Below are 23,035 nucleotides of genomic sequence, written 5' to 3' on the forward strand. Positions count from 1 at the left end.
TGGCTAACTGCTAACCGCTTGTAACAACAAAGGAGATCACAAATGCCCGATTCTACCCATATTATCTCAAAACCCAACCACCGTGCCCTACCAGCACTACTTCTCACCCTTTTCATCCTGCTGACGGGCTGCGGGCAAAAGGACGCTGGCGAGAATGGGCCCGTGCATCTGGATTCGGTCATATTCACCCGTACCGGTGTCTATTTGCAGGGTGGCAGTCAGGCGGGCATCCAGGAAGTGAGCATCGAGCAGGACGGTCAGACGCTGGCCCATGCCGCCTATCCAGCCCCCCGTGAAACGGTACTGATGGATCTGGACTGGCAGCCGGGCACCCGCTACGAACTGAAAGCGGTGACAGAGGCCGGCCCCCTGACAACCGCGGTCTACGCCCCAGGCAAGCCCAGCGCCGTCAAACTGGCCGAAATCCTGTTGGAGGACCTGGACAAGGGCGAAATGGAGTATTTGTACTATGCCTGGCGGGGCGCACAGGTCCGTTTTTCTCCCGACGGTAATAGCATCGGGGTGGGCTCCAAAGGGGGATACGTCTACCTGATCAGCGTGCCGGAAAAAAGAATCATGTGGTCGCACAAAATCCCCGAGGGACGCGTCGCCAAGGTCGCCTTCACCGATGACGGCCGCCTGGTGGCCGCCGAGGAGAGCTGTGACGGCAATGTCTACTGCTTTGACGTGGCCACCGGCAAGGTACTCTGGACCTATTGCAGCGCCGATCACTTCAAGGGCCCCAAAACCGGCATCACCCAGCGGGGAATGTTTAAAAACTACCCCTTCATGGGCTGGGGGCTGTGCATGGACAAGCACAACAATCCCTATGTGATGGTCCGCCAGACTTACGAAAAAACGGTCAACGGCCGGCAGCAATCCATCACCACCTCCCTGGTGAGCAAACTGGACACTGCCACCGGCAAACCCGTCTGGACCTTTCCCATCAACGGCTCGGCCTGGGGGCTGACCCTCTCCGAGGACGGCCGGACCATCTTCCCGGCCATCGGCTGGGCCAAAACAGCGCAATTGTCGGTGCTGGACACCGCCACGGGCAAGCCCTTGTGGCAGCATACCTTTACCAGCCCGCAAGGTCAGGAATCCCGCTGGGGCACGGGATTCGAAGGTGATATTTCTCCTGATGGCCACTACCTGGTCATCAATCAAATTTCCCCGAATGTCACCCATGTCTTCAACAATGCCAAGTCCATCGAAACCGGCCAGGCCGAACTGCTGTGGCAAAAACAGTTTTTCAAACCCCTGGATGTGGGCGGCGTGCCCATCGACACCCACAGCATCCATCTCAACCTGACCCAATCGGAAATCATCTTCTCCACCTACAGCGCACGGACAATGAGCAGAAGCGCCAATCAATCGGCATCACCGGCCCAGCATCCGGATGCCGACACTTTGTTTGTCTACGACTATGAGGGCCGGTTGAAGTGGAAATGGAAAATGGGCGACGGTACCTGGAACAGTGAGAGCGCACTGGCGGCGGGTGACAGCTGTCTGGTGATTCCCCTTGGCATCGTTCCCGCCAACACCCTCTCCAACCCCGAGGATATGGGGGCCTATGTGTTCAACCTCAAGGCCTCCGGCGGGGCCACGGCCAAGTTGAACTGGTTCTATCACACCAGCGGCTTTGCCTATAAATCCGACATCAGCCCTGACGGCCGGCACATCGTGGTGCTCGAAGGCCCCTATGATATCGATCCGGACCCCGAGCGTGAAAACATCGTAGGCCGGCACCGGTTGCTCATTCTGTCATGATGAAACGGCCGGTGATGATAATTGCAATCCTCGTGTGCGGGGTGGGGTTAGCGTTGGCCGACGGGGATTCAGTCCTGGAAGAAGCCGGCGCTGTCGGCCAGATCATTCTCCAGGTTCCCTATGGGATGAAAAACAGCGACACGGCGCAAAGCACCGGGCTGGCCGTTCGAGACAGCGTGATCAGTGCGCTGGCAACGGTCGAGAGTTACCATCAAACGCCGCTGGATGTGGATTTTACCGTCGAGCTGCCCGCGGCCTTTTCTCTGGCGGGCCAGGTGGAGGGAGCCGAGGTGCACGAGATACAGGGCAAAGTTGTCGTGCATGCGCGGTTCCGCCTGGTAACGGAGTTTGACGATTGGCACCGGCTGTTTAAACTCACCATCCCCACCGACGCCGCTCCCGGGCATTACACGATCAAGGCCCGGGCCCGCCTGATCGATGCCGGCCCGGACCAGACACCGCGTGGGGTCATCCGGCAGGCGGCGGAGATCCGGGTTGCCAGTCAGGAACAGGTGCAGCGGCTGCTCACGGTCTCATCAATCCGCATCCCGGCAGATTTGAAAGGCCAGGTGGACGACAAGAATGAGCAAAACTGCCTGGTGCTGCGCTCCGGGCTGGGGGTGCTGGGCAAACTGATCGGTGCCGGAGAAGACGATGATATCCGGCCGGCATCCTTTGTGGCCATCGGTCTGGTCAATGGTGCCGACGAGGATGCCGCCGTTTTGGTCGACTGGCAGGTTCTCGATGCCGCCACTGGCAAGGAGGCGGAGGGGTTTCGGATTTCCCGGGATTTTCTCGAGTTTCACGGCGGCGGCGATGACCGGATCTACGCGCGGGTTCAGATCCCGGCCAAGGGGCAAGCCGATGTCACCCTGCCTGTATTTGCCGATCGCGGCAAGGTGCTGGCCGGGCATTATCTCGGCCGGGTAAGCATGAACCTGTTCGGCAGCAACACCCGCGTAGTATCGCGAGAATTCGATCTGAATGTGAGAAAGATGAGCTGGTCTTCCATCGCCACCACCTTGTATGCCATGGGCGTCGCGCTGGTCATGGGCATTTTTCTGGTGGCGGGTCATCCCAAGCTGCTCGGCCGTTTTAAAACCCGGTGGCTGATCCTGATCGCCCTGTTCGGATCGGCCAAGTTCCTGGTTGCCCTGGTCCCGCGCATTTTTCTCAACGAGGTGTTCAACGGACTGCTGGGCCCCTTTTCCGCCTTTGCCACAGGGTTGATCCGGGAAGGCATCACCAGCCTGTTTGTCATGTCCCTGGTGGTGCTGGTGCCCCTGCCGGGGGTGGTAACCCTTTCCATGCTGATGTCGATGATCCTGACCTGCCTGATGGGCAGCCTGAGTCCGGTGTTCATCCTTTTTATGGTGGTGGCCATGTCCACCACGGAAATCGCCCTTTATCTCACCGGCTTTACGCGTGGCAGCAGCCCGGGATTTACCGCCACCAAAAAGGCCCTGGTGTTGGCCGCCATCGGCATGGGGGCGGCCAGCGCTTTTGCCATGTTCGTGGATTACCATCTTTATATGCTGCTATACCGGCTTTACTACGCCGACTGGTTTATCGGGGCCAATATCGTGATCGTCGGTTTTCTCTACTCGGCAATTTTCGCCCCAGCCGGCGTGATCCTGGGCAACAAATTACAGAAAGTGGCCATGGAATGATTGACGTCGATATTGTTTCCTTCACCTACCCCGGCCGATCCAAGGCCGCACTCAAAGATATCCGTTTCAGGATCACTCCGGGGGAATGCGTGCTGATTGCCGGGCCGACGGGCTGTGGCAAGAGCACGCTGCTCAAGTGCCTGAACGGAATCATCCCCCATGCATCGGAAGGCAGGTTGGTTGGCACGGTTCACGTGAACGGCTGCGACACTCAAACGGTGCCTCTGCCCAGAATGGCCGGCAGGGTGGGCATGGTCCAGCAGAATCCTGATGATCAGATTTTCTCGCTGATGGTTGAGGATGAGGTCGGGTTCGGACCGGAGAACCTCTGCCTGCCGGTGGCGGAAATCGACCGGCGCATTGACACGGCCCTTTCGCAGGTGGGTATGCAGCCATTTCGCAAGCATCGTGTAAACGCGCTGTCCGGCGGACAGCGGCAACGGATCGTGATCGCCTCCATTCTGGCCATGCAACCCGCGGTGCTGCTGCTGGACGAGCCGGCAAGCCAGCTGGACCCCAAGGGGGCACGGGAGATTCTCTCCGTCCTGGCCAGGCTCGGCGCCGAATCCAAACGGGTCATGGTCCTGGTCGAACACCGTATTCATGAAGTCGCCCATCTGGCAAACCGCTTCATTATCATGGACCAGGGACGCATCATTTTGGATGCGGATCGGCAGACCGTGTTTCAAAAGCATATCGATCTGTTCCACCACCTTGGCCTGCGGCTGCCGGAAACCGTTGAGCTTTTTCATCGCCTCGACCTGGACGCCCAACCGCTGACCACCGACGATGCCCTGACGGCGTTGAGAAAAAACCTGAAGCGCAAAGATGAGCCAAACTGCGCGGCTCCAGGTCGTGCCGCCCCGGATATGAAGACCGGCGACCGGCCGCCGGCCATCACCATTGACGATCTCTGGTTCGCCTACGAGGGGCAGGACTGGACGCTCAAAGGGGTGAGCCTGGGTATTGCACAGGGAGAAATCGTGGCCCTTTTGGGCAACAACGGTTCCGGCAAGTCGACCCTGCTGCTTCAGATGTGCGGAATCCTCAAACCAGCCCGAGGAGCGGTGTCGATCTTCGGTGGATGCATAACGCACAAGAAACCGGAATCCCTGGTGGGAGACGTCGCAGTGGTATTCCAGGACCCAGGGCTGATGCTTTGCTGCGATACGGTCGAAAAAGAAACAGCTTTCGGCCCCGGTAACCTCAACGTGGCGCCGGCTGAGATCGACAGGCGGGTCCGGGAGACATTGACGGTGATGACCTTATCGGACATGGCCGCAAAGGCCCCGCAGTCCCTCAGCGGCGGTCAGCGACTGCGCGCCGCGGTAGCCTCGGTGCTGTCCATGCAGCCGCGTATCGTGCTGCTTGACGAGCCCACCAGCGGCCAGGACCGACGAAATATCAAACACTTCATGGGGCACCTGAAAACCCTGTCTCGAGAGGGAATCACATCGGTGTTCATTACCCACGACATGGAAACCGCCCTGGAATTCGCCCATCGCATCATCATCCTGGACCACGGAACCATCCTGGCCGACGGCAAACCGGCCGGCATTTTCGCGGATGTGGATACCATTGCCAAAACAGCGCTAAAACCGCCGCAAACCATGGCCCTTTGCGCCGGCCTTGGATTGCGTCCATCGTTTTGCGTGGCGGAACTGGCAGACAGAATCAAACGCGGAGACGGTCCATGGTTGATGTAAAACGCTTTTTGGAACCGACTTTAAAAAACACCCTTGTCCACCGCATCGATCCGCGGGCGAAACTGATCGTCCTGATCATGGTTTCGATTGTCTCGATCACCATCGATAACCCGGTATCGTTGGTTGCCATTTTTGCCCTCTCACTGATCGGCTATCCGCTGGCCCGGATACCAGGAAAAAACATCAAACTATTGGTGATTCTGCTCGCCCTGTTGATCTGGGGTACCATCTACTCCCAGGCGCTGTTCTACCAGCTTCATCCGCGCACGATCCTTTTCACCATCCTGGATGAGAATGCGTTTGGTTTCAAGTGGGAGGGACTGCACGTGTTTGCCGAGGGTATCGAGTATGGCGCCGTCCAGTCCATGCGCCTTTCGACCACCACGGCCCTGGCTCTTCTGGTTTACTGGACAACCGATCCAAGCGCCATGCTCTCGGCTCTGATCGCTCTGAAAGTCCCCTATGGCCTGGCCTTCATGGTCATCACCGCCCTTCGTTTCGTGCCCCTTTTGATTGGCGAAGCCATTACGGTGTTCAGGGCACAGCGGCTGAAAGGATATGCGCCATTCAAACCCACCAACACCTTTCGGACGATTTTTCTGGCACTGGTGCCGATTCTGGCCAACTGTATCCGCCGGGCCGCCAAACTGGCCGTCTCGGTCGAGGGCCGGTCCTTTCAGCCCCACGGCCCGCGAACAAGTTTCAAGGGTAATCGGCTTAAATTCAAACCGCTGGACAAACTGCTGATCATTTGCAGTCTTCTGGCTCTGCCGGTCTTGCTGGGTAAGCTGGCTTATTGGCTGTACACCAACAATATTCTTTATTTTTCTGAGCTTCGGTGGGTTTATGAAATCGCGGAGAAATATATATAGTGCCCATCCAGAAATGGCCAATTTACCCGATATCGGCGTTGCGCGAAAAATTTTATCCTCGGAATATCAACTATATGCCTGTGGTAAAATTTTTCGGGCGCCTTGATCTCGACCAAATTTTCCTATTTCTGGACGGACACTATCTAAGTATTTGGGAGTTTTACACAAATGAAAAATAAATGCCTTATTGGACTGCTGATTATAGTACTAATCGGAATCGGAACAGGCGCGGTTTTTCTTAAACGCCAACCGCCGCTTTTATACGAAACGTTCCAATCCGATTCGTGCTGGGAAAAACACTGCACGAGAACCGATATTAACGGCAATCCCGTGATGCCTGACCTGTCCGGGCCGGACAAGCATTCCTGTCTGAAATCAAATGACGGCATGCTACATTTAAATACCGGCGCTCCTGATCATACCGGTGGTGGAGAATGGTGCATGGCCGCCCAAATCGATGTGGGCAAAGACACAACCATCGAGTGGCAATGGGCGGCCCGCGACGCAGGTGATCATCAACTCTGGATACGGCTGCGCTTTAACAACCACCGCTCGATCTTCTACCAGGCAAGCGACACCAAGCCGCCGGGCACTTACCGCAGCGGGCAATGGGCACCCCATGACGGAGAGACCTTCAGGGACCGGGATGGCCGGATGCGCTTTCTCCCGTCGGCATCCATGATGGTCTGCCCGCCGGGGCCGGCCTGGACCGTGCTGAGAAGAAACATAGCGGACGATTATTTGCGATGCTATGGGGATCTGCCGGATCGCCTTGCCATCAGCGACATCACCATTGGCATGGTGGATGACAGTCACCAACGCATTAATGAGTTAGGTGTTGAGTATGTCAAGGTTGAGGCGTAGCGCCTGTTTGAGAAGATGGATCATTGCATTGTGGGTCGGTCATTTTTGCGCCTTCGCGGGGGAGCCCGCGCCCTTGCAAGCCACGACCTCAGATAGTTTAAAATTTACCGATACCACAAAGCGGACCATTGCCATCCAGATGCCAGTGAACCGCGTGGTAACCATCAATACCGCCTCGGCGATTATCATGCGCGCCCTGGGCGTGGACATGGATCAGACCGTGGTCGGGGTAACCGCCTACATCACTCAGAACCCAAAGTTCTGGCCCGTCCTTGCCGATAAACCCGCCTTCAAATTTACTCATCTGAATTATGAGCGGCTGGCCGAACTCAAACCTCAATTGATCATCCTTTACAAAAATTCTCATCGCACCACCGATGAAAATAAGCTGGCTGCCCTGGGAATAAAGTGGCTCTATCTGGACTGCAATGACCCGCGCACCATTGATCAGGACATCCGGACCCTGGGCCGCCTGTTTGGCAAGGAAAAAGAGGCCCGGGCGCTGATCGCCTGGCGCGGCCGCTATGCCCGCCTGATCAACGAACGTGTTGGTCCTATTCCCACAGAAAAGAAAAAGCGCACCTACTTTTACACGTTTGTACAGACCAATCTGGATAAAAGAATTTATTCCACAAAAAATCAACGATCGAGCTGTCACCCGCTGGTCCAGAATGCCGGCGGCATCAACATTGCCGGCACCCTGCCCCAGGAAAACCTGCAGGTCAGTAGTGAATGGCTGATGGAGCAAAATCCGGAGGCCATCGTCGGTGGGGTGATCGCCAAAACGGTTTGCGGATACAATGCCGATGAGAATGCGGCCATGTATAATCTCAAGGCCATGCATAGGCAATTAACCGCTGATCCAATCCTCAAGGAAACCGATGCGGTAAAAGACAGCCGGGTACTGCTCATGGCCCAGGACTTGAAGGAAGGGCCGGCAACTGTTGTGGGAACGCTGACCATCGCCAAGTTCCTCTACCCGGAGCGTTTTGCCGACATCGACCCGGATGCCGTATTGCACGAGTACCATGAAAAATGGTGCGGCCTTGCCCATCGGGGGGTGTTTGTCTATCCGCCCTACCCGGAAACGCCTGTCGAGGAAAAGGCAAAAACGCCGGTGCCATCGGTATCCATCGTGGATTCAGCCGGGCGCCGCGTCACCATCCCCCAGCCCCTTGAGCGTATCGCCGGGCTGCAGTCCAGCGGCTGCCGCGAATTCAGCCTCCTGCAGATCGAAGACCGCGTGGTCGGTGTCACCGAATACCTGCAAGGCGATCCTGGCATGCTTCCTCGCCTTGTGGGCAAACCCAACATCGGCTCGGTGTATACGCCCAACTATGAAATCATCGCCCAGGCGGGTCCCCAGGTGGTGTTTATGGGTACGGCAGCGGTCAACCTTCAGCCGGCCATCGATAAATTGACGCCCATGGGGATCAAGGTAGTAGCCATGGACTTCCAACCTATCCGGGGAGATGATGCCTATGCTCGGGAAGCCCATTATGATAAGGAGCTACTTCTTTTGGGTCGCATCACCGGGAAAGAAACGCGCGCCCGGGCGTTTGTGCAATGGAAAAGCGATCTTCTGGAAATGATCCGCCGGCGAACGGCCAGCATCGAGAAAAAACAGGTACTGGGTCTCAACAGCGTCAGCAAGCTTTTAGGCGGAAACACGTTCACCATCTGGGCCGGCAAACGCATCATCGAGCTGGCCGGCGGCATCGATCCGTCGGCCGGTCTGTCCGCCCAGGAGGTCAGCGGCGAGTGGGTGCTGCAGAAAAATCCGGAGGTAATCATTGTTTCCAGTTATTGGCTGACGGAAGGGTTGGGGTACGGCGCCGCCGATACCAAGCGGGCGGCGGAAGTCCACGAGAAAGTGTGCCGCCATCCGGTAATCGGCCGGACCTGGGCCGGACATTCCGGCAATGTGTTTTTGTTCAGCTATTATGGTGTGGCATCGGGCGGTCAGACCGCCCTGGGCGCCTTGTATCTGGCCAAACGCCTCTATCCGGATCGATTTTCGGATGTAGAGCCGGAAACGTTTCACAGAGACTATTTCGAGGAATGGTTTGACGTTGAGTATAGAGGTGTCTGGTTCTATCCGTAATAGGGGCATGACAGGGTCAGATTTGCATATTTTTAGTGTAGGGGCGAAAAATTTTTCGCCCTTACGATGAGCTGCACTGGATAAAGAGTATGAGAATTCATTATTCAATTCATCTAAAACTCTTGCTCGCATTGCTGGTCGTCATTACATCACTCAGCCCGGTAAAATCCGCGGCGCTGACCATCGAAGATGAAATGGGCCGAAAGGTCCATATCAAGCCCGCGCTGCAACGGATCGTCGTCTTGACCAGCTATCCGGCGGAGATCATCTGCGCACTGGGATGCGGTGAAAATATCGTGGGCGTGTGCAAGCCCAAGCGGCATTTTCTGCCTGAAATTCAAGGCAAGCCATCGGTCGGCAACAGCGCCGTGACACCTAATCTTGAAAAAATCGTCGAGCTTGCCCCGGATCTGGTGGTCGCTTACCAGTGGACCCATAAGGATATCGTCCGCCAATTGGAGGTCCTTGATATTCCGGTCATCTGCTCAGGCACCTGGACCTTGAAGCAAATTGACCGCTTTATCAAACAAATGGGCCGGATTCTGGGCAAGCCGCAACGCGCCGAAGAATTACGATGTTTTTTCACGGACACCACCCGTCTGATTCATGGGCGCACCCAAAGGCTGGCAGTCTCACAAAAACCCAGGGTGTTTCTCGAAGGCACCACACCGTATCAGACAAGTGCCGTGGGTCAAAATGCCATGCAAACGCCTTGGGGCACCTTCATGTTTGAAAGCCCCATGCAACAGCAATTGGAAATTGCCGGTGGTATCAATTGTGTCGGCTCACAACCGGCAAAAGCCCCTACAATGAGCCCGGAGTGGGTGATCGAGAACAATCCTGATGCCTTTATCAAGATCGCTGTGGTCGAGATAGACGGAGCCGTGGTCTCGGCGGAATTCATGCATCAGCAGAGAAATGCATTTCTGGCCAGGCCCGAACTGAGCCGTTTAAAAGCCACGCAAAGAAAAAGCGTATTTGTCATCCATCCAAGGCTATGCGCCGGCCCCATGCAGGTCATTGGTGGCTGCTATTATGCCAAGTGGCTGCATCCTGAACTGTTTTCGGATTTATCTCCAATGCGGGTTCATCAAAAAATGCTATCCCAATTTTGGGGAATTGACTATGCCGGGGCTTGGGGAGCACCCCTCTTTTGAATAGACCGCAATGTTGCATACTGAACTGATATTTCATGTAGAAGGCTGTGAACGAACAATGATCCATCGACTTTTTTCTTTCTTGTGTGTGGCCATGCTGTGGATGGCCTTGATTTATCTTTTCCCCCCTGCGGCTGCCGTTCTGGCTCAGAAGGACGACGGCCGCATCACCATCACGGCCGAGGATATCACCCAGATGCGTGCAGTACGCATGGCCGATGTGCTCAATCAGGTGCCGGGACTCAAAGCCGGGGATTCCTCCGTCGCCATTCACGGCAATTACAAGGTCAAGGTGTTTATGGACGGCCGTCCCATCAACGACCCCACCTCGGCCCTGGGCGGGGTGAAATGGGATCTGGTATCCCTGGAAAATGTTGAGACGATAGAGATTCTCAAAGGCAAAGGCGGTCTGAAATACGGTGATGACGCCAGTGGCGGGGTAATTTTGATCTCGACCAAGAAAATCCGCCGGCTTAGCGGAAACGTCAAGGCTTATGGGGGCAATCATGAAACCCAAAGTTATTCCGGTAACTGCCGATTTCTCAAAGGCTCGTTGGGCGGTGCGGTGTCAGGCGCCCTGGACAGCACCAACGGCTACCAGGTCAACAACGACAAGGAAAAATGGCGAGCCGGCACCAAGCTCGAATACGCGATTGATGATCGTTTCAACGCGGCCTTGTCGGCAGACTATATTGAAGAAGAAAAGGGAAACGCCGGGACCAAAGATTACCCGACCCCCTATTCGCGGCTCGAATCGAACATGCAATCGTATTCCTTACGGGTCAATGGGAAGTCGCTGAGCATGAATTCCTACTTCAACAGTGGATGGAAGCATAACACGGATGAAAGCAAGTCCCTGGATCAGGAGCTACGCGTCAAAGAGGCCGGCCAGGATATCGGAGCGACCTTTTCCACCGGCAAGTGGGGCAGTCTGAACTGCGGCGCCGCCTTTGAATGGGGCCAGGCCAGCGGCACGACCATGGACGATGACCAGGAGGAGACCGGGCTCTCTTTCTTCGGGTCCGAGTCCATCCAGGTGCCGAAACTGCCACTGACCGTCACCATCGGCTTGCGGGGCAATTTCTACTCGGCCTTTGACGACAGCATCAACCCCGAAATCAAGGCCACCTGGCAAGAAAAGAAGTGGAACATCGGCTTTGCCTACAACCGCTCCAATAACACCCCGTCCTTTCATCAGCGCTACAACCGAACCAGTTCCAAGCTCCCCAATCCGGACCTGACCATTGAAATCGCAGACAACTACAGCCTCTGTGCGTTTCGTCAGCTTGGCGCATCCCTTTCCGTGAACATGACCCTTTTCTATAACCAGTTGACCGATCGTATTACCTACATTCGCAATGATGAGGGAATCGGACGCTATGAGAATGTGGGTGAGGTGACCTATAAGGGCGGTGACGTCTCACTGGGCTGGACCATCAGCAGCCAGTTCAAGCTGAAAACATTCTACACCTATCTGGAGGCCCGCGATGAAACCACCGATTTGTGGCTGACATCCAAACCCAGGCACAAGGCGGGTGCCGAACTGTATTGCACGCCGATCGACAAACTGAGCCTGGTGGCCAGCGTCGACTACACCTCGGCAGTCTATATCAGCAAAGACAATTCCAAACAAACGCCGGAATACACCTTGCTCGACCTGCGCGGTGAGTATCGCTTCAGGCAGTTCTCTTTCTTTGCCGAGATCCAAAACCTGGCTGACGCAAACTACTGTTATGTGGATAACCTTGTTGGGCCGCCCAGGACGTGGATAGCCGGGGTGAATTGGACTTTTTAAAGAAAATCCCGGCTAAGGCCCGCTAACGGCGTTGGTAAACGACTCAAAATGCTCACATATTTCCATATATGCTCCGCTTTCGAGTCGTTTTCCGCCTTGTTATCGAACCTTATCCAGAATTTTCAAACAAGCTTTTGATTGTAATCAAGCGAGGGGAACGGTCACACCATGGCCCTATTGAATAAAGAGGAATTGACAATACACTCGAAAACCTCACACCTGTTGCACCAGGTGTCGGCGCCATGCGGGATTTTGTCGTGGAAGGGAAAGCTATAGTGTTTAAGATAATGTTTTTGGCAATGCCAGAGGGAGAAAGCCGTATTATGATACTGCGACGACCGATAACGCAGCCCAAAAACATTATCTTAAATGCTATAACATCGCCTCTGCAATGGTTGTCGACTATCTTTATGATGATGGTCCTGATGATCTGTCCGCCGGCCCTGGCCAAGGGCACGGTAGCGGTGGAGATCACCAATGCCCAGGACCAATCGATACGGATAAAAACACCGGTGCGACGAATGGCGGTGCTGCCCTCGGACACCCTGGAGGTGGTTCGCATCCTGGACGCTGCGGATCGGGTGGTCGGCGTGAACAACACCATTGCTATGAAACCAAGCTTCTGGCCGGATTTGAAAACACGGGAACGCATCGGCCAGCCGTTTGTGCCTAATTATGAGCAGATCGTATCCCTGTGGCCCGATCTGGTGCTGGCCTATGGGTGGCGGCCCGGCAAGGAACTGGAAGAAAAGTTGCTGCCTCTGGGCATCCAGGTCCTGCGCCTTGATTTTTTTAGACCGTCCACCCTGATAAGAGAAATTCAGGATTTGGGACGTCTGCTGGGCAAATCCACCCGGGCCGAGGCATACGCATCCTGGCATGACGACCTTGTCACAATGCTGAAAAAAAGGCTGCGCAATCAGCAGCGCCGGCCCACGGTCTATATGGAGGCCTATGCCGACTACCATGCCAGCGGCCCCGGTTCCGGCGGCTATGAAATGGGTCTTCTGGCCGGTGGAAATCTGATTGCATCGGATTTTGAGATTACCAACCCGCAAATCAGTACCGAGTTTATCGTGAGCAAAAATCCCGATGTCATCGTCAAGATGGTTTCCCATTCCAATGCCTACGACAACGACGTGCCCTGCATGCTGGAAGATGTACGCAACAACCTGATGCAGCGCCCCGGCTGGTCATACACCTCCGCCGTCAAAACCGGCCGCGTGTACGCGATCTCATCGGATGTCGGCCCGGGGCCCAGAGGCATCGTGGGCGTGCTTTACCTGGCGCGTTGCTTTTATCCGGATGCCTTCACAGATATCGATATTCGTAAAATTCACCAGCAATACCTGGAGCGATTCCAGGGAATACCTTACAAGGGGGCTTATGTTTTCCCGGAAAATTGGCACTTAAAAATACAGGATAAAAACGCCTAAGCGGAACTAAAGTTGATGAACTCACAAAAAAGTCATTCGCCCGACGGTTTCGTAAAAAGTTCGAGATCAAGGCTTGCGAATCCCGAGGAATGAGGTGTACTTACCGTACTCCGCAGTGACGAGGGATGAAGCGTAACGCCGATATCGGACTTTTTACGGAACCGTCAAAGTTGAGCGGAAAGATGAGCAGACATGATAAAGCAGATCCTGGCAGTCACAGCAGTCATGGCCGGCGTATTGCTTTTTTGGGGCAGCTTTTCAGGAATACGCGCCGAAGAAAACCAAAGTGCCAATGTCCTCATTCTGAAAAAAGCCGATATCCTGGCTTATGATGCGACCACGATCATCGAACTGATCAATATGCTCCCGGGAATCAACACCACGGATAGCGGTACCTTGAGCATTGGCGGGTTTTCGGCCAGCGACATCATTGTCACCCTGGATGGCCGCCCCATTAATGATCAGACCATCACGGCCAAGTATATCAACTGGGGCGAGGTGGATTACAGCACCGTTTCCCGGATTGAAATCCATAAAATTTCCAGCCGCTGCTCTGGCGGAGAAATCAAAATTTTTACTCAACGAAAAGGCGATACTTTCGGCGGCCGGATCAAGGCCTGGCAAGGGGTACGGGATCACCAGGGGATCGATGGCTCCATCAATCAAGGCATGGGCGATTATTTCGTCAGTGCCGCCCATAGCTGGTCCACCGAAGGGGAGCACCATCACAACAACAATGATGAAGAGCACACTGCCAGTTCACTCAAGATGGCGATGAAAAAAGCGTTCGCTTTGAGCGGTTCATTCGCCTTTTCCCGGGATGAAGGCGGAAGCGCCATTTACAGCTATGACACGCCCGAAAAATCCCGGCCGGCGGATTGTGACGACTATTATCCCGATCCGACCAAGGCACGCTACCAAAAGAAACGCGAATCCTATGGCGGGGTGATCAATTTCGAAAATGGGAATTTTTTCAGCGAACTTTTCATGAATAACCATCTCAAGGAAAACCACGCCACGGGCGTTAAAAAGGATGCAAACGGCAACGTGATCTATGAAACAGATGAGCAGGGCAATGTCAGTACAATCCCTTTTTTAGGGGGCAATGAAGCGGAGGTAATGGAGTATGGCGCAAAATTCGGTATTTCAAAGAAGGTTTACGAATATGGCCTGCGCTCGATCATCACCAAAGCGGATTTTTCCAAGACCAGCACCCAAGGGGAAGCCACCACGGGTGATGCCGACGAATATCTGCTGGACCTATACGGATCAACCCATTGGAAGGGATTTGCCGTTTCAGCCAACCTGTTTTATCACGACGACTATGGTCTGGATGCATTTCCCAAGCTCGCCTATTCGTATCAGTTCAAGCCCTATTACCTGGATATTTCCCTGACCGCCACAAAAAAATATCCTAGCTTTTTCCAGAAATACTTTTCCACGAGTTCCGCCCGTGCCAATCCGGAGCTGGATCCGCAAACCAATGTTTGCCTGACCTTTAAAATCGGCGGAGAGCATCAAATCGGCAATAGCCGCATCGGTTGGCAACTGGCCCCTTTTTTCAACAAGGCCTATGACCGGTTTTACACCCATACCTATTTCCAGGTGGATGAAAACGGTGATCCGGTCGTCGATCCCGAAACCGGCAAAAACAAGGTGGATTATAAAGAATACGAGAACCTGGATGAATCCTACTGGACCGGCGGGGACGTAATCCTCACCTATGACTATGATGGGTGGGCGGGCGTGGATCTGAGATTCACCTATGAATATACACGCGATGAAGTGCACAACAGTTCTTTTTCCTACACCGCACCGTATAAGTTCAAGGGACGGCTCTACCTGAAGCCACTGAAAAACCTTAACCTGCAGCTATGGTCCACCTACTACTCCAACCGGTATGCCGACCAGGAGGAAACCTATAAAATGTTGTGGTATTACTACCTCGATTTCAAGGCGACCTATAAAGCCATGGAAAAGGTTGACCTGTTTTTTGAAGTCAAGAACCTGACCGATTTCGATTATTATGTCTACCGGGGATATCCGGGCAATTGCCGGCGGTGGTGGGTAGGTTTAGAAATTGGATTTTAAACTAAAGGAGTTTAAATGACGGACTTTACTGATATCGAGGTGAGAATCCTCAACCATATTCAGCATTCATTCCCATTGGTCAGACGGCCATTCAGCGCCATTGGAAGCTGCCTTGATCTGCCTGAATCCAAAGTCATGGCAACAATCAGAGGTCTGAAAAATCGCGGGATCATCCGCAATATCGCGGCGATCTTCAATCCACGGCGCCTGGGATATGCCATGGGCCTGGTTGGCATGGCCATCGCGGACAGTCAGGTTGACCAGGCCGCATCGATTATTAATGACCATCCGGGGGTCAGTCATAACTATCTCAGGGATCACCACTTCAATATCTGGTTCACCCTGGCCGAAGAAAGCAAGGATCGGTTCAGCGAGTCGGTTGATGCGCTGACTCGTGCGGTAGGTGCAAGCGACACGCTGATATTGAAGACCGAAAAGGTCTTTAAGATTGGGGTAAAGCTTGATGTGGGAGAACAAACCGCAAAGAACGAAGAAAAATTGGAAACGGCGTCCTTGTCTGCCCATGACAACGGGAAGCCGACCGGGGACGAAAAAGAAGGAATTGTTCTTCTGCAAAAAGATCTGCCTGTGGTGGAAAAGCCGTTTTCAGCCCTGGTTGTTCAGCACAACGGTCTGATAAGTGAAGACCAGCTGCTAAAAATGGCCGCATCCCTGCAGAAAAAGGGATTCATGAGAAGATATGCGGCAGTGCTGAGGCACATGAAAGCCGGTTTCACCCATAACGCCATGACGGTCTGGAAACCACAGGGACACGGCATGTCCGTGCTGGATGCCTTCCTCCGGGAAGATGCCGTGAGCCATCTGTATAATCGAACCATTTATCCCGGCAAATGGGAATACCCTTTGTTTGCCATGATCCATGCCAAAAGCGATAAAACGCTTGCGGACATTGTTCAACGGTTGAGCCGGGAATCAGGGATCACCGATTACCAAGTGCTTCACTCACTACGGGAGTTAAAAAAACAACGGGTGGTGTATTTCTCGGATGAGTTTGAACAATGGCATCATTCAAATTCAGGTGGATAGCTGTTTAGGCTGAAGGCCGAAGGGTGGATGGAATGCTATCGTTTTTTATATTCTCAAACCATCCTCCATGCCTGACTTGTAGGAGCTGGCCATGCCTGCGACCATCTTCAATCAATAATCAGCTGCATGTCGCGGCCATGGACCGCTCCTACAGGCAAAACGGCCCTTCCCTTAAGCGGATAAAAGATTGACACGAGCAAGCTGAGTTGATAGAAATACTTTCTCTCTGAAGAGGGATCGAGAAATAGTCTAATCGGTACACCCAAAAAGCAAGGCTATGAAGGCCTGAGGATCACAGATGGTAGAATATACCAGTAGTCGATCTTTTGGCCTTTTTTTATGGGCAAACAACTTCCCAAAGGTCGTTTTAAAACCCTGATAGTCAGCATGGCCAAAAGAGGACAGCAATAGTCAAACCATTCCGGTTGAAGGCTAGTGGCGCCCTATTGTCTTTGTGATCACTGATCCGTCCACCGTTATTGCCGTTGGACCACACCCATTGCGCTGCAGTATTTCGAACCAGAGGAGTCTATCTATGAAAAACTGGAAATTATTAGGTTTGTTTGTTGTTTTCACCGCCATTCTATCTCCCCAGGCAGCAGTCGCCCAACAAGAGGACGACGCCACCACATACAAACTCGATGAAGTCGTGGTCACGGCGACCCGCAAAGAAGAAAAGATCAAGGACCTGCCGGGGAGTGTATCGGTCGTTACCCGTGCTGAAATCGAGCAGTCGGATGCCAAAGAAGTCCCGGAACTGCTGCAATCCATTCCCGGCGTCACCTTTCAGGACAATTACGGTAACGGCACCCAGTTCAGCTTTGGCTTAAGAGGGGTGAACCCGGGCCGTTGCAACAAGGTGCTGGTTATGGTCAACGGGGTGCCGATGAACAGCGGACACACCGGTACGGTGTTTTGGCGTGATTTGCCGGCCCCCGATCAAATCGAGAAAATCGAGGTCGTCAAGGGGCCGGTATCCGCGCTGTACGGTGGGTTCGGCATTGGCGGGGCAGTCAATATCATCACCCGACGCGGGCCGTTACGCAACCAGGCAGCGGTCAAAACCGAATTCGGCAGTGACCAGGAAAAACGCGTTTCAGCGGAAATCGGCGGCAGCCTGGCCCAGAAATTCAGCTATCAGGTAGGGTATGCGTATCAGGAAGGAGACGGATGGCGGGACCGTGCCGCCTTCGATGCCCACAAAATCTCCGGCAAGTTGGGCTATGCAATATCGGATCGTGCCGATATCGAACTGGATATGGGCCATGTCAGTAACAACCATGAAGTACCGGGGGATATCACCCGCGAACAGTTCGAAGAAGACCCCACCCAGGCCCAGTCCCAGATCGGGCTGAGTGATCTGGAGCGGGTCTTCACCAATCTGGTCTACCGTCAGGATGTGGGTGAAGATGATAATCTCAGACTCTCCTGGTATTATCACCAATATGACCTGGATTATATGTTTGCGTCCTACCGTACCGGCAACTACTTCTATGACGTGACCACTACCGGTGGCTAGTTCCAATACTCTCTGAACCACACTCTGTTTGGCCTGCACAATTCCTTGATTTTTGGCCCCACGGTTCGCTTTGACGCTGCCGATGTCCAGTCCTATGGCGTCACTCCTGAGGGTGACCGGACCGACACCCTTAAATCGGACAGCCTGGCCGAGCCCATGTTCTGGGCGATCTACGTTCAGGATGAACTGGCAATCACGGAGGCCCTTAAACTCAGTTTCGGCCTGCGCTATGATGAGGCACGCTTCGACAACGAGGACCGCCTGGATTCCGAAGATTCGGATTCAGTCAATATGAACGCGTTCTCACCAAAGTTTGGCCTTTCTTACCAGCTTTTCTCCCACACCACCGTGTTTGCCAATGTCGCCAAGGGATTTGCGCCGCCGACCGTATCCAGGCTTTACGGAAGCTCGGGCAATCCCGACCTGGACCCCGAAAGCGCCTTGAACTACGAGGTCAGCCTGCGCACCGCCCCAGTGGACTGGCTTGACCTGACCACGGCCGTGTATTTAATGGATGTGACCGATGAGATCATTACTGTCCAGGTCGATGGCGAGTCAAAGAATGTGAATGCCGGTGAGACCCGGCACAAAGGAATCGAAGCGGAACTGAACCTGCACCTGCCCTTGGGGATTTCGCCCTTTGTCAACCTCACTTTCCAAAACGTGGAGTTCACGGATTACAAGGTTTACAACAGTCGCAGCGATACCACCAATGTTTACGATGGCAACACGCTGCCCGATGCACCGGACTTCAAGATGGTGGCCGGCCTGCGGTATCACCATCCGGTCGGCATCAGCTACAGCCTGAGCGCCACCTACGAGGATGAGAAATACACCGACGAGGCCAACGAATATGAAATCCCCAGCTTCACCGTCTGGGATACCCGTCTGGAATTCAAGAGCAAGCTCAAAGGCATCGGCTATAGCGTGCATGCCTCGGTAAAGAATATTTTCGACAAAACCTATTTTGCCAGCGGTTCCGGAGCGGATGTGTATCCGGCCTCTCCGCGTACGTTTTTGGTCGGCGTATCGTTATCCTATTAAAACAGGAGAGTGCCATGACAGTAAAACTGGGCTCCATTATGTGGGCCAGTCATCTGCCCATGCTGGTACGGGCCGGAAAGCATCCGGAATATCTTGATCTTACCGACTTTTCAGGAAAATACCTGGATACAATCAAAGGCAGCGGTCTAGATCATGAAATCAAGGTGGATATTGGGGATGAAAACGGCCGGCAGCGGCCAAGGCCTTTGTGACCTGGATGAGCAAAACCGCCTGGCAAACATTCCCTTTGATCATATCACCCGTGCCGCCCACGGTGTTCTGTCGCGCATCCGCAACACCCAGATCCAGGACGGGATGCATGTCTTCGGCAAGCCGCCCGAGGGAGAAAAACGCGTAAATTACATCAACGCGATCCTGCGCTATGACGCGGGTGAGCACATATCGCTCAGGAAATCCGTGGCCGCCGGTGGTGTGCTAAAGCCGTTGGAAAATCGAAAGGCGTAATTTGAATTTCAGAACTCATATCAAACGATTGAATCGAAAGACCATCTGTTTTTCAAAGAACGAAGAAATCCATGACAACGTCATCGGCATGTATATCAACCGTTACTATTTCACTGGTGGAAGCTATCTGGAATCTATTTGATCAACAGGTTTGACCCACTACCCGAAATCCGTACCGCTTTTCCAATCAAATAGATAAAAAGTTCAATCCTTTAACCGCTTAATAGCGTACCACCTCGACAGTTCATCGGCGCGTTACAAAAAAACTTGACTATTGATGATGCCATAATTAATAATCAAGATATGTATACAGAAAGAATGCTAACCGATAAGCTGTATAACTTGGCTGAGTTCTTTCCCGTTGTGGTAATCAGTGGCGCACGTCAGGTCGGCAAAAGTACATTGATCCAGAACACATTGGGGAAAAAGACCGAAATCGTTGTTTTCGATCCTGTTATCGACATCGAAAATGCCAGGCAAGACCCCGAGCTTTTCCTGAACAACCACCCACCGCCGCTGATATTGGATGAGATTCAATATGCACCGGAGTTGGTGGCATCCATCAAGCGGCGTATCGATCGTGACCGCTCACCCGGCCAGTATATCCTCACCGGTTCTCAACAGTGGGGCGTCATGAAATCCATGTCGGAGAGCCTCGCCGGTCGGGCTGTCTTTTTGGATCTATACAGCTTCAGCCTTCTTGAAATCGGCAGGCACGATTCCACAACGCCCTGGATTACCAATTGGCTGCGTTCTCCAGAAGATTTCCTCGCAGCATCCCGGACACAACGCACCGCCGTCACCACCCTATACGAGCAACTGTGGCGTGGTTTTCTTCCTGAGGCCCAATTTCTACACGTCGACGTCATCCCCGATTTTCTGAATGCGTACCAACGGACCTATATCGAACGGGATGTCCGGCTCATCGCCGACGTATCGGATTGGCAGCTTTTCGGCCGGTTCCTCCAGCTGGCATGTGCACTAACGGCCCAAGAAATCAATTACAGTCAATTGGGTAGAGAATTGGGGCTGACGCCGCAAACCGCGCAGCGGTGGATGGCGATTTTGCAATCCACGTTTCAGTGGTTCGAATTTCCCGCTTATTCGGGAAATTTGATAAAAAGGGTGAGCAATAAACCCAAGGGGTATATCGCTGATACCGGGCTTGCCTGCCAGGCGCAGGCGATTTCAACACCAAGAACCATCGGCGGGCACCCTTTGTGGGGGGCATTGTTTGAAACGGCCGTGGCCGCCGAACTGAAAAAGCAGACGGCCCTGTTATCGCCGAGACCCAATTTCTACCATTGGCGGGCGTACAGCGGTGCGGAAGTGGACATTCTGATAGAATATGATGGGATATTTCACCCGATTGAAATAAAGGCCAAAACCAATCCATCCCGCCGCGATACAATGGGCATCTCCGCATTCCGAAAAAAGTATCCACAGCTAAACATTGCACCGGGCCTCGTTATCGCGCCATGCGAAAAAATAGTCCAGTTGTCTGAATCGGATTATGCGGTGCCATGGGATCTGCTTTAGTGCCTTATTCCATCAGTAAAGGGGTCAAGTCCGCTTTTGACTCATTAGATCGCTTTGAACGTTAAGGCCGATTGGGCGTTTGAGCGGGTATCCCTTTGAGCTGTTTAGCTTGAATGGCTGATGAGATAGAAAGAAGCTGATGAGCCTTTAGCTTAAACGTCATCAAAGATTGAACGACCTGCTTTCTCAGCAAAAAGTTCGTAGACATCTTTCCGATGTCCGACATAATGGATCTCAACAATCTGATCCGTTTCGTTAACTTTGTAGATTATTCTGAATCGTTTAGCCCGGAAGGACCGATACCCCGACAATTCCCGTTCCAATGGTTTTCCTGAAAACGGTTCATTCTTCAATTTGTCTATTCTTGAACGAATGATGAAACTTAAGGGATTTTTTCGTTTTTCTGTAACCAATCAAGTAATGGTGATGCCGTTGCACGGTTTCCAGGTTGAATAAGCCCAAACGATTCAGTCCCGATTGAAAAATGAATCCATCAGGGCTTTATAATGCTCTCCTTGCCAGGCGGAATCAGGGTTGGTATCGACGGAGGTCAGGATATCCTTGAACACAAAAGGCAGAAAATCTGAAATACCCGGCATGACGACCCGCACCACGGGAAATTTCACAACCGGGTGCGTGAGGTCCAAAACGATGAAGTCGGTTTCAAGCCTCTGGCATATCCCTTTGACCGATTCAATCTCGGAAAAAATATCTTTGCTCTTAAAATTTCTGTAAGCGATGGTCTCTCCCTGCTCCAGAAAGGAAATGTCCTTTTCTGAAATGCAGCATTTGAACAACAGGTAGAGGTTGTTGACACGGGTGCGATGCCTGACCGGCCGATCGAAATGCGGACTGGGCATGGCCAGTGTGTTGCGGCCCTGCATGATCTCGGTAAAGCAGCGGCTAAGGGCCTCATCCATATGAAAAGAAACACCGGGGACCAAAATTTTATGCTCCAACCGTCCCGGCCGCAGGTTGTGATTGATAAAAAGCACGCCAATGCTGGGAATCAGACCATCCAGTGAGAAATCTTTTAAAATGATCTCCACGTTTTCTTTCTCGTAAAAATCCATCATGGACTTTAAATGGTCGTTTGTCACGGTTTCTTTGTCAATGCTGGGGATCTCGGTTTCCGGCTTAATCACCTGAATTTGTGTAAATCTTTCGAACACTTCACAACTTGCTTGAATCATCGCCTCTTCCAGTGTATTGCCGGCGGCCATGCCGTTGGAGGCATTGATATAGGCAACAAAATTGATGGGCACCTTGACGGTTTTGTCCTGCACCACCGAATAGCCATCCACCCAGTGTCTTGCCATTTGGCTGTTTTTTATCTTTTCAATGTCCACCGGGCTTAAATGGGGTTGCCTGCACAGCAACGATTCAATGGACAGGTGATCGGCGTCCAGATCGTCCGGGTGGCTGTTCACATAGCCTGTCATCCATTCATAGTTTAAAAAGCGACTCACCTGCCGACTGTACAGGGCGGGCAGGTTGAAGCGGACCTGTTCTTCGAAGTCCTGATAAAACAATCCCCCGCTGAATCGTTCGGCCAGTTCGGCATGGGCGCTGGCCTTGGCCAGCTCGGGTGTCATGCCCTTGCCCTGGCACTGCAATTTAACCGAGTCAATGGATATCTGTGACCAGTGAATTCGATCCGCAACCGAGTATGGCATATACTGGATATCGTATCCCAGCCGATCGAAGCCAGTGACGATTTTACCGATGGTGTTTTCCGGCGTATCGGTTTTCTTAAATTCGTTGCGGATATAATTTGTAAATTTCATGCGATCCTTTCCGTGGGCACTTTCATGTGCTTTTGCGCCCTTTCTATCCACCCCCAAGTTGATCTCAGCTTGGGCCAATTCATCAATAACAATGGCAAGCTGTACGATAACGCGAAAAACAACGTAATGAAAAGGCCACGGCCTGTCCAGCAGAAATTGTGCATATTTT

The 23,035-nt window shown here is 53.2% G+C and carries 19 protein-coding genes; 17 read left to right on the forward strand and 2 right to left on the reverse strand.

Going from position 1 to position 23,035, the window contains the following annotated elements; all coding sequences use genetic code 11:
* The first annotated feature begins 42 nt into the window (after positions 1-42).
* From Dvar_RS33460 to Dvar_RS33540, 17 genes are all read left to right on the forward strand, one after another.
* On the forward strand, positions 43-1,770 hold the full coding sequence (locus tag Dvar_RS33460) for a WD40 repeat domain-containing protein (RefSeq protein ID WP_419657469.1): 1,728 nt from the start codon (positions 43-45) through the stop codon (positions 1,768-1,770).
* Positions 1,771-1,784: 14 nt separating this feature from the next.
* Positions 1,785-3,440 (forward strand): hypothetical protein, encoded by a 1,656-nt coding sequence (locus Dvar_RS33465; protein ID WP_419657470.1) that lies wholly within the window; start codon positions 1,785-1,787, stop codon positions 3,438-3,440.
* Entirely contained in the window at positions 3,437-5,146 is a 1,710-nt protein-coding gene (locus Dvar_RS33470; protein WP_419657471.1) for an ABC transporter ATP-binding protein, read from the forward strand. Before Dvar_RS33465 ends, Dvar_RS33470 begins: the two co-directional genes overlap by 4 nt.
* Positions 5,134-6,018, forward strand: coding sequence for an energy-coupling factor transporter transmembrane component T family protein (locus tag Dvar_RS33475; RefSeq protein WP_419657472.1), 885 nt, complete (start codon positions 5,134-5,136; stop codon positions 6,016-6,018). Before Dvar_RS33470 ends, Dvar_RS33475 begins: the two co-directional genes overlap by 13 nt.
* A 168-nt stretch (positions 6,019-6,186) precedes the next feature.
* A complete protein-coding gene (locus Dvar_RS33480) occupies positions 6,187-6,882 on the forward strand; it encodes a hypothetical protein (RefSeq protein ID WP_419657473.1) in 696 nt (231 codons plus the stop codon).
* Between the two features lie 73 nt (positions 6,883-6,955).
* On the forward strand, positions 6,956-8,986 hold the full coding sequence (locus tag Dvar_RS33485; protein WP_419657474.1) for an ABC transporter substrate-binding protein: 2,031 nt from the start codon (positions 6,956-6,958) through the stop codon (positions 8,984-8,986).
* 89 nt (positions 8,987-9,075) lie between these two features.
* Positions 9,076-10,143, forward strand: a complete 1,068-nt coding sequence (locus Dvar_RS33490; RefSeq protein ID WP_419657475.1) for an ABC transporter substrate-binding protein — start codon at positions 9,076-9,078, stop codon at positions 10,141-10,143.
* Positions 10,144-10,201: 58 nt separating this feature from the next.
* Positions 10,202-11,938, forward strand: coding sequence for a TonB-dependent receptor (locus Dvar_RS33495; RefSeq protein ID WP_419657476.1), 1,737 nt, complete (start codon positions 10,202-10,204; stop codon positions 11,936-11,938).
* A 425-nt stretch (positions 11,939-12,363) separates the two neighbouring features.
* The gene (locus Dvar_RS33500; RefSeq protein WP_419657477.1) at positions 12,364-13,374 is read left to right on the forward strand and encodes an ABC transporter substrate-binding protein; all 1,011 of its coding nucleotides are present in this window, start codon (positions 12,364-12,366) and stop codon (positions 13,372-13,374) included.
* A gap of 192 nt (positions 13,375-13,566) precedes the next feature.
* Positions 13,567-15,465: a TonB-dependent receptor plug domain-containing protein gene (locus Dvar_RS33505; RefSeq protein WP_419657478.1), complete on the forward strand. Its 1,899-nt coding sequence runs from the start codon at positions 13,567-13,569 to the stop codon at positions 15,463-15,465.
* A gap of 15 nt (positions 15,466-15,480) precedes the next feature.
* Positions 15,481-16,512 carry a hypothetical protein gene (locus Dvar_RS33510; RefSeq protein ID WP_419657479.1) on the forward strand — a complete coding sequence of 344 codons (1,032 nt, stop codon included), beginning with the start codon at positions 15,481-15,483 and terminating at the stop codon, positions 16,510-16,512.
* Positions 16,513-17,047: 535 nt separating this feature from the next.
* Positions 17,048-18,031 carry a TonB-dependent receptor plug domain-containing protein gene (locus Dvar_RS33515; RefSeq protein ID WP_419657480.1) on the forward strand — a complete coding sequence of 328 codons (984 nt, stop codon included), beginning with the start codon at positions 17,048-17,050 and terminating at the stop codon, positions 18,029-18,031.
* A gap of 12 nt (positions 18,032-18,043) precedes the next feature.
* Positions 18,044-19,075 carry a TonB-dependent receptor domain-containing protein gene (locus Dvar_RS33520; protein ID WP_419664198.1) on the forward strand — a complete coding sequence of 344 codons (1,032 nt, stop codon included), beginning with the start codon at positions 18,044-18,046 and terminating at the stop codon, positions 19,073-19,075.
* A 14-nt stretch (positions 19,076-19,089) separates the two neighbouring features.
* Entirely contained in the window at positions 19,090-19,287 is a 198-nt protein-coding gene (locus tag Dvar_RS33525; protein ID WP_419657481.1) for a hypothetical protein, read from the forward strand.
* Positions 19,253-19,540 carry a cobaltochelatase subunit CobN gene (locus tag Dvar_RS33530; protein WP_419657482.1) on the forward strand — a complete coding sequence of 96 codons (288 nt, stop codon included), beginning with the start codon at positions 19,253-19,255 and terminating at the stop codon, positions 19,538-19,540. The genes Dvar_RS33525 and Dvar_RS33530 overlap by 35 nt, the downstream gene beginning before the upstream one ends.
* A 28-nt stretch (positions 19,541-19,568) precedes the next feature.
* The gene (locus Dvar_RS33535; RefSeq protein WP_419664199.1) at positions 19,569-19,682 is read left to right on the forward strand and encodes an IS1 family transposase; all 114 of its coding nucleotides are present in this window, start codon (positions 19,569-19,571) and stop codon (positions 19,680-19,682) included.
* A gap of 176 nt (positions 19,683-19,858) precedes the next feature.
* Complete coding sequence (locus Dvar_RS33540; protein WP_419657483.1) at positions 19,859-21,079, forward strand: ATP-binding protein; 1,221 nt, start codon at positions 19,859-19,861, stop codon at positions 21,077-21,079.
* 152 nt (positions 21,080-21,231) lie between these two features.
* On the opposite strand, the gene Dvar_RS33545 is transcribed toward Dvar_RS33540, so the two are convergent.
* Both Dvar_RS33545 and Dvar_RS33550 read right to left on the reverse strand, forming a co-directional pair.
* Positions 21,232-21,492: a type II toxin-antitoxin system RelE family toxin gene (locus Dvar_RS33545; RefSeq protein ID WP_419657484.1), complete on the reverse strand. Its 261-nt coding sequence runs from the start codon at positions 21,490-21,492 to the stop codon at positions 21,232-21,234.
* Between the two features lie 54 nt (positions 21,493-21,546).
* Positions 21,547-22,866 (reverse strand): YcaO-like family protein, encoded by a 1,320-nt coding sequence (locus tag Dvar_RS33550; protein ID WP_419657485.1) that lies wholly within the window; start codon positions 22,864-22,866, stop codon positions 21,547-21,549.
* Between the last annotated feature and the right edge of the window lie 169 nt (positions 22,867-23,035).

Origin of the sequence: Desulfosarcina variabilis str. Montpellier (genome assembly GCF_048565275.1) — a bacterium.
Classification (GTDB): Bacteria; Desulfobacterota; Desulfobacteria; order Desulfobacterales; family Desulfosarcinaceae; genus Desulfosarcina; species Desulfosarcina variabilis.

Bases quoted from the DNA above. Each gene is read 5' to 3' on its own strand.
- Dvar_RS33460 (WP_419657469.1), top strand. From the start codon at position 43: ATGCCCGATTCTACCCATATTATCTCAAAACCCAACCACCGTGCCCTA.
- Dvar_RS33505 (WP_419657478.1), top strand. From the start codon at position 13,567: ATGATAAAGCAGATCCTGGCAGTCACAGCAGTCATGGCCGGCGTATTG.
- Dvar_RS33480 (WP_419657473.1), top strand. From the start codon at position 6,187: ATGAAAAATAAATGCCTTATTGGACTGCTGATTATAGTACTAATCGGA.
- Dvar_RS33515 (WP_419657480.1), top strand. From the start codon at position 17,048: ATGAAAAACTGGAAATTATTAGGTTTGTTTGTTGTTTTCACCGCCATT.
- Dvar_RS33475 (WP_419657472.1), top strand. From the start codon at position 5,134: ATGGTTGATGTAAAACGCTTTTTGGAACCGACTTTAAAAAACACCCTT.
- Dvar_RS33500 (WP_419657477.1), top strand. From the start codon at position 12,364: ATGATCTGTCCGCCGGCCCTGGCCAAGGGCACGGTAGCGGTGGAGATC.
- Dvar_RS33550 (WP_419657485.1), bottom strand. From the start codon at position 22,866: ATGAAATTTACAAATTATATCCGCAACGAATTTAAGAAAACCGATACG.
- Dvar_RS33465 (WP_419657470.1), top strand. From the start codon at position 1,785: ATGATAATTGCAATCCTCGTGTGCGGGGTGGGGTTAGCGTTGGCCGAC.
- Dvar_RS33525 (WP_419657481.1), top strand. From the start codon at position 19,090: ATGACAGTAAAACTGGGCTCCATTATGTGGGCCAGTCATCTGCCCATG.
- Dvar_RS33470 (WP_419657471.1), top strand. From the start codon at position 3,437: ATGATTGACGTCGATATTGTTTCCTTCACCTACCCCGGCCGATCCAAG.
- Dvar_RS33530 (WP_419657482.1), top strand. From the start codon at position 19,253: ATGAAAACGGCCGGCAGCGGCCAAGGCCTTTGTGACCTGGATGAGCAA.
- Dvar_RS33510 (WP_419657479.1), top strand. From the start codon at position 15,481: ATGACGGACTTTACTGATATCGAGGTGAGAATCCTCAACCATATTCAG.
- Dvar_RS33540 (WP_419657483.1), top strand. From the start codon at position 19,859: ATGCTAACCGATAAGCTGTATAACTTGGCTGAGTTCTTTCCCGTTGTG.
- Dvar_RS33495 (WP_419657476.1), top strand. From the start codon at position 10,202: ATGATCCATCGACTTTTTTCTTTCTTGTGTGTGGCCATGCTGTGGATG.
- Dvar_RS33490 (WP_419657475.1), top strand. From the start codon at position 9,076: ATGAGAATTCATTATTCAATTCATCTAAAACTCTTGCTCGCATTGCTG.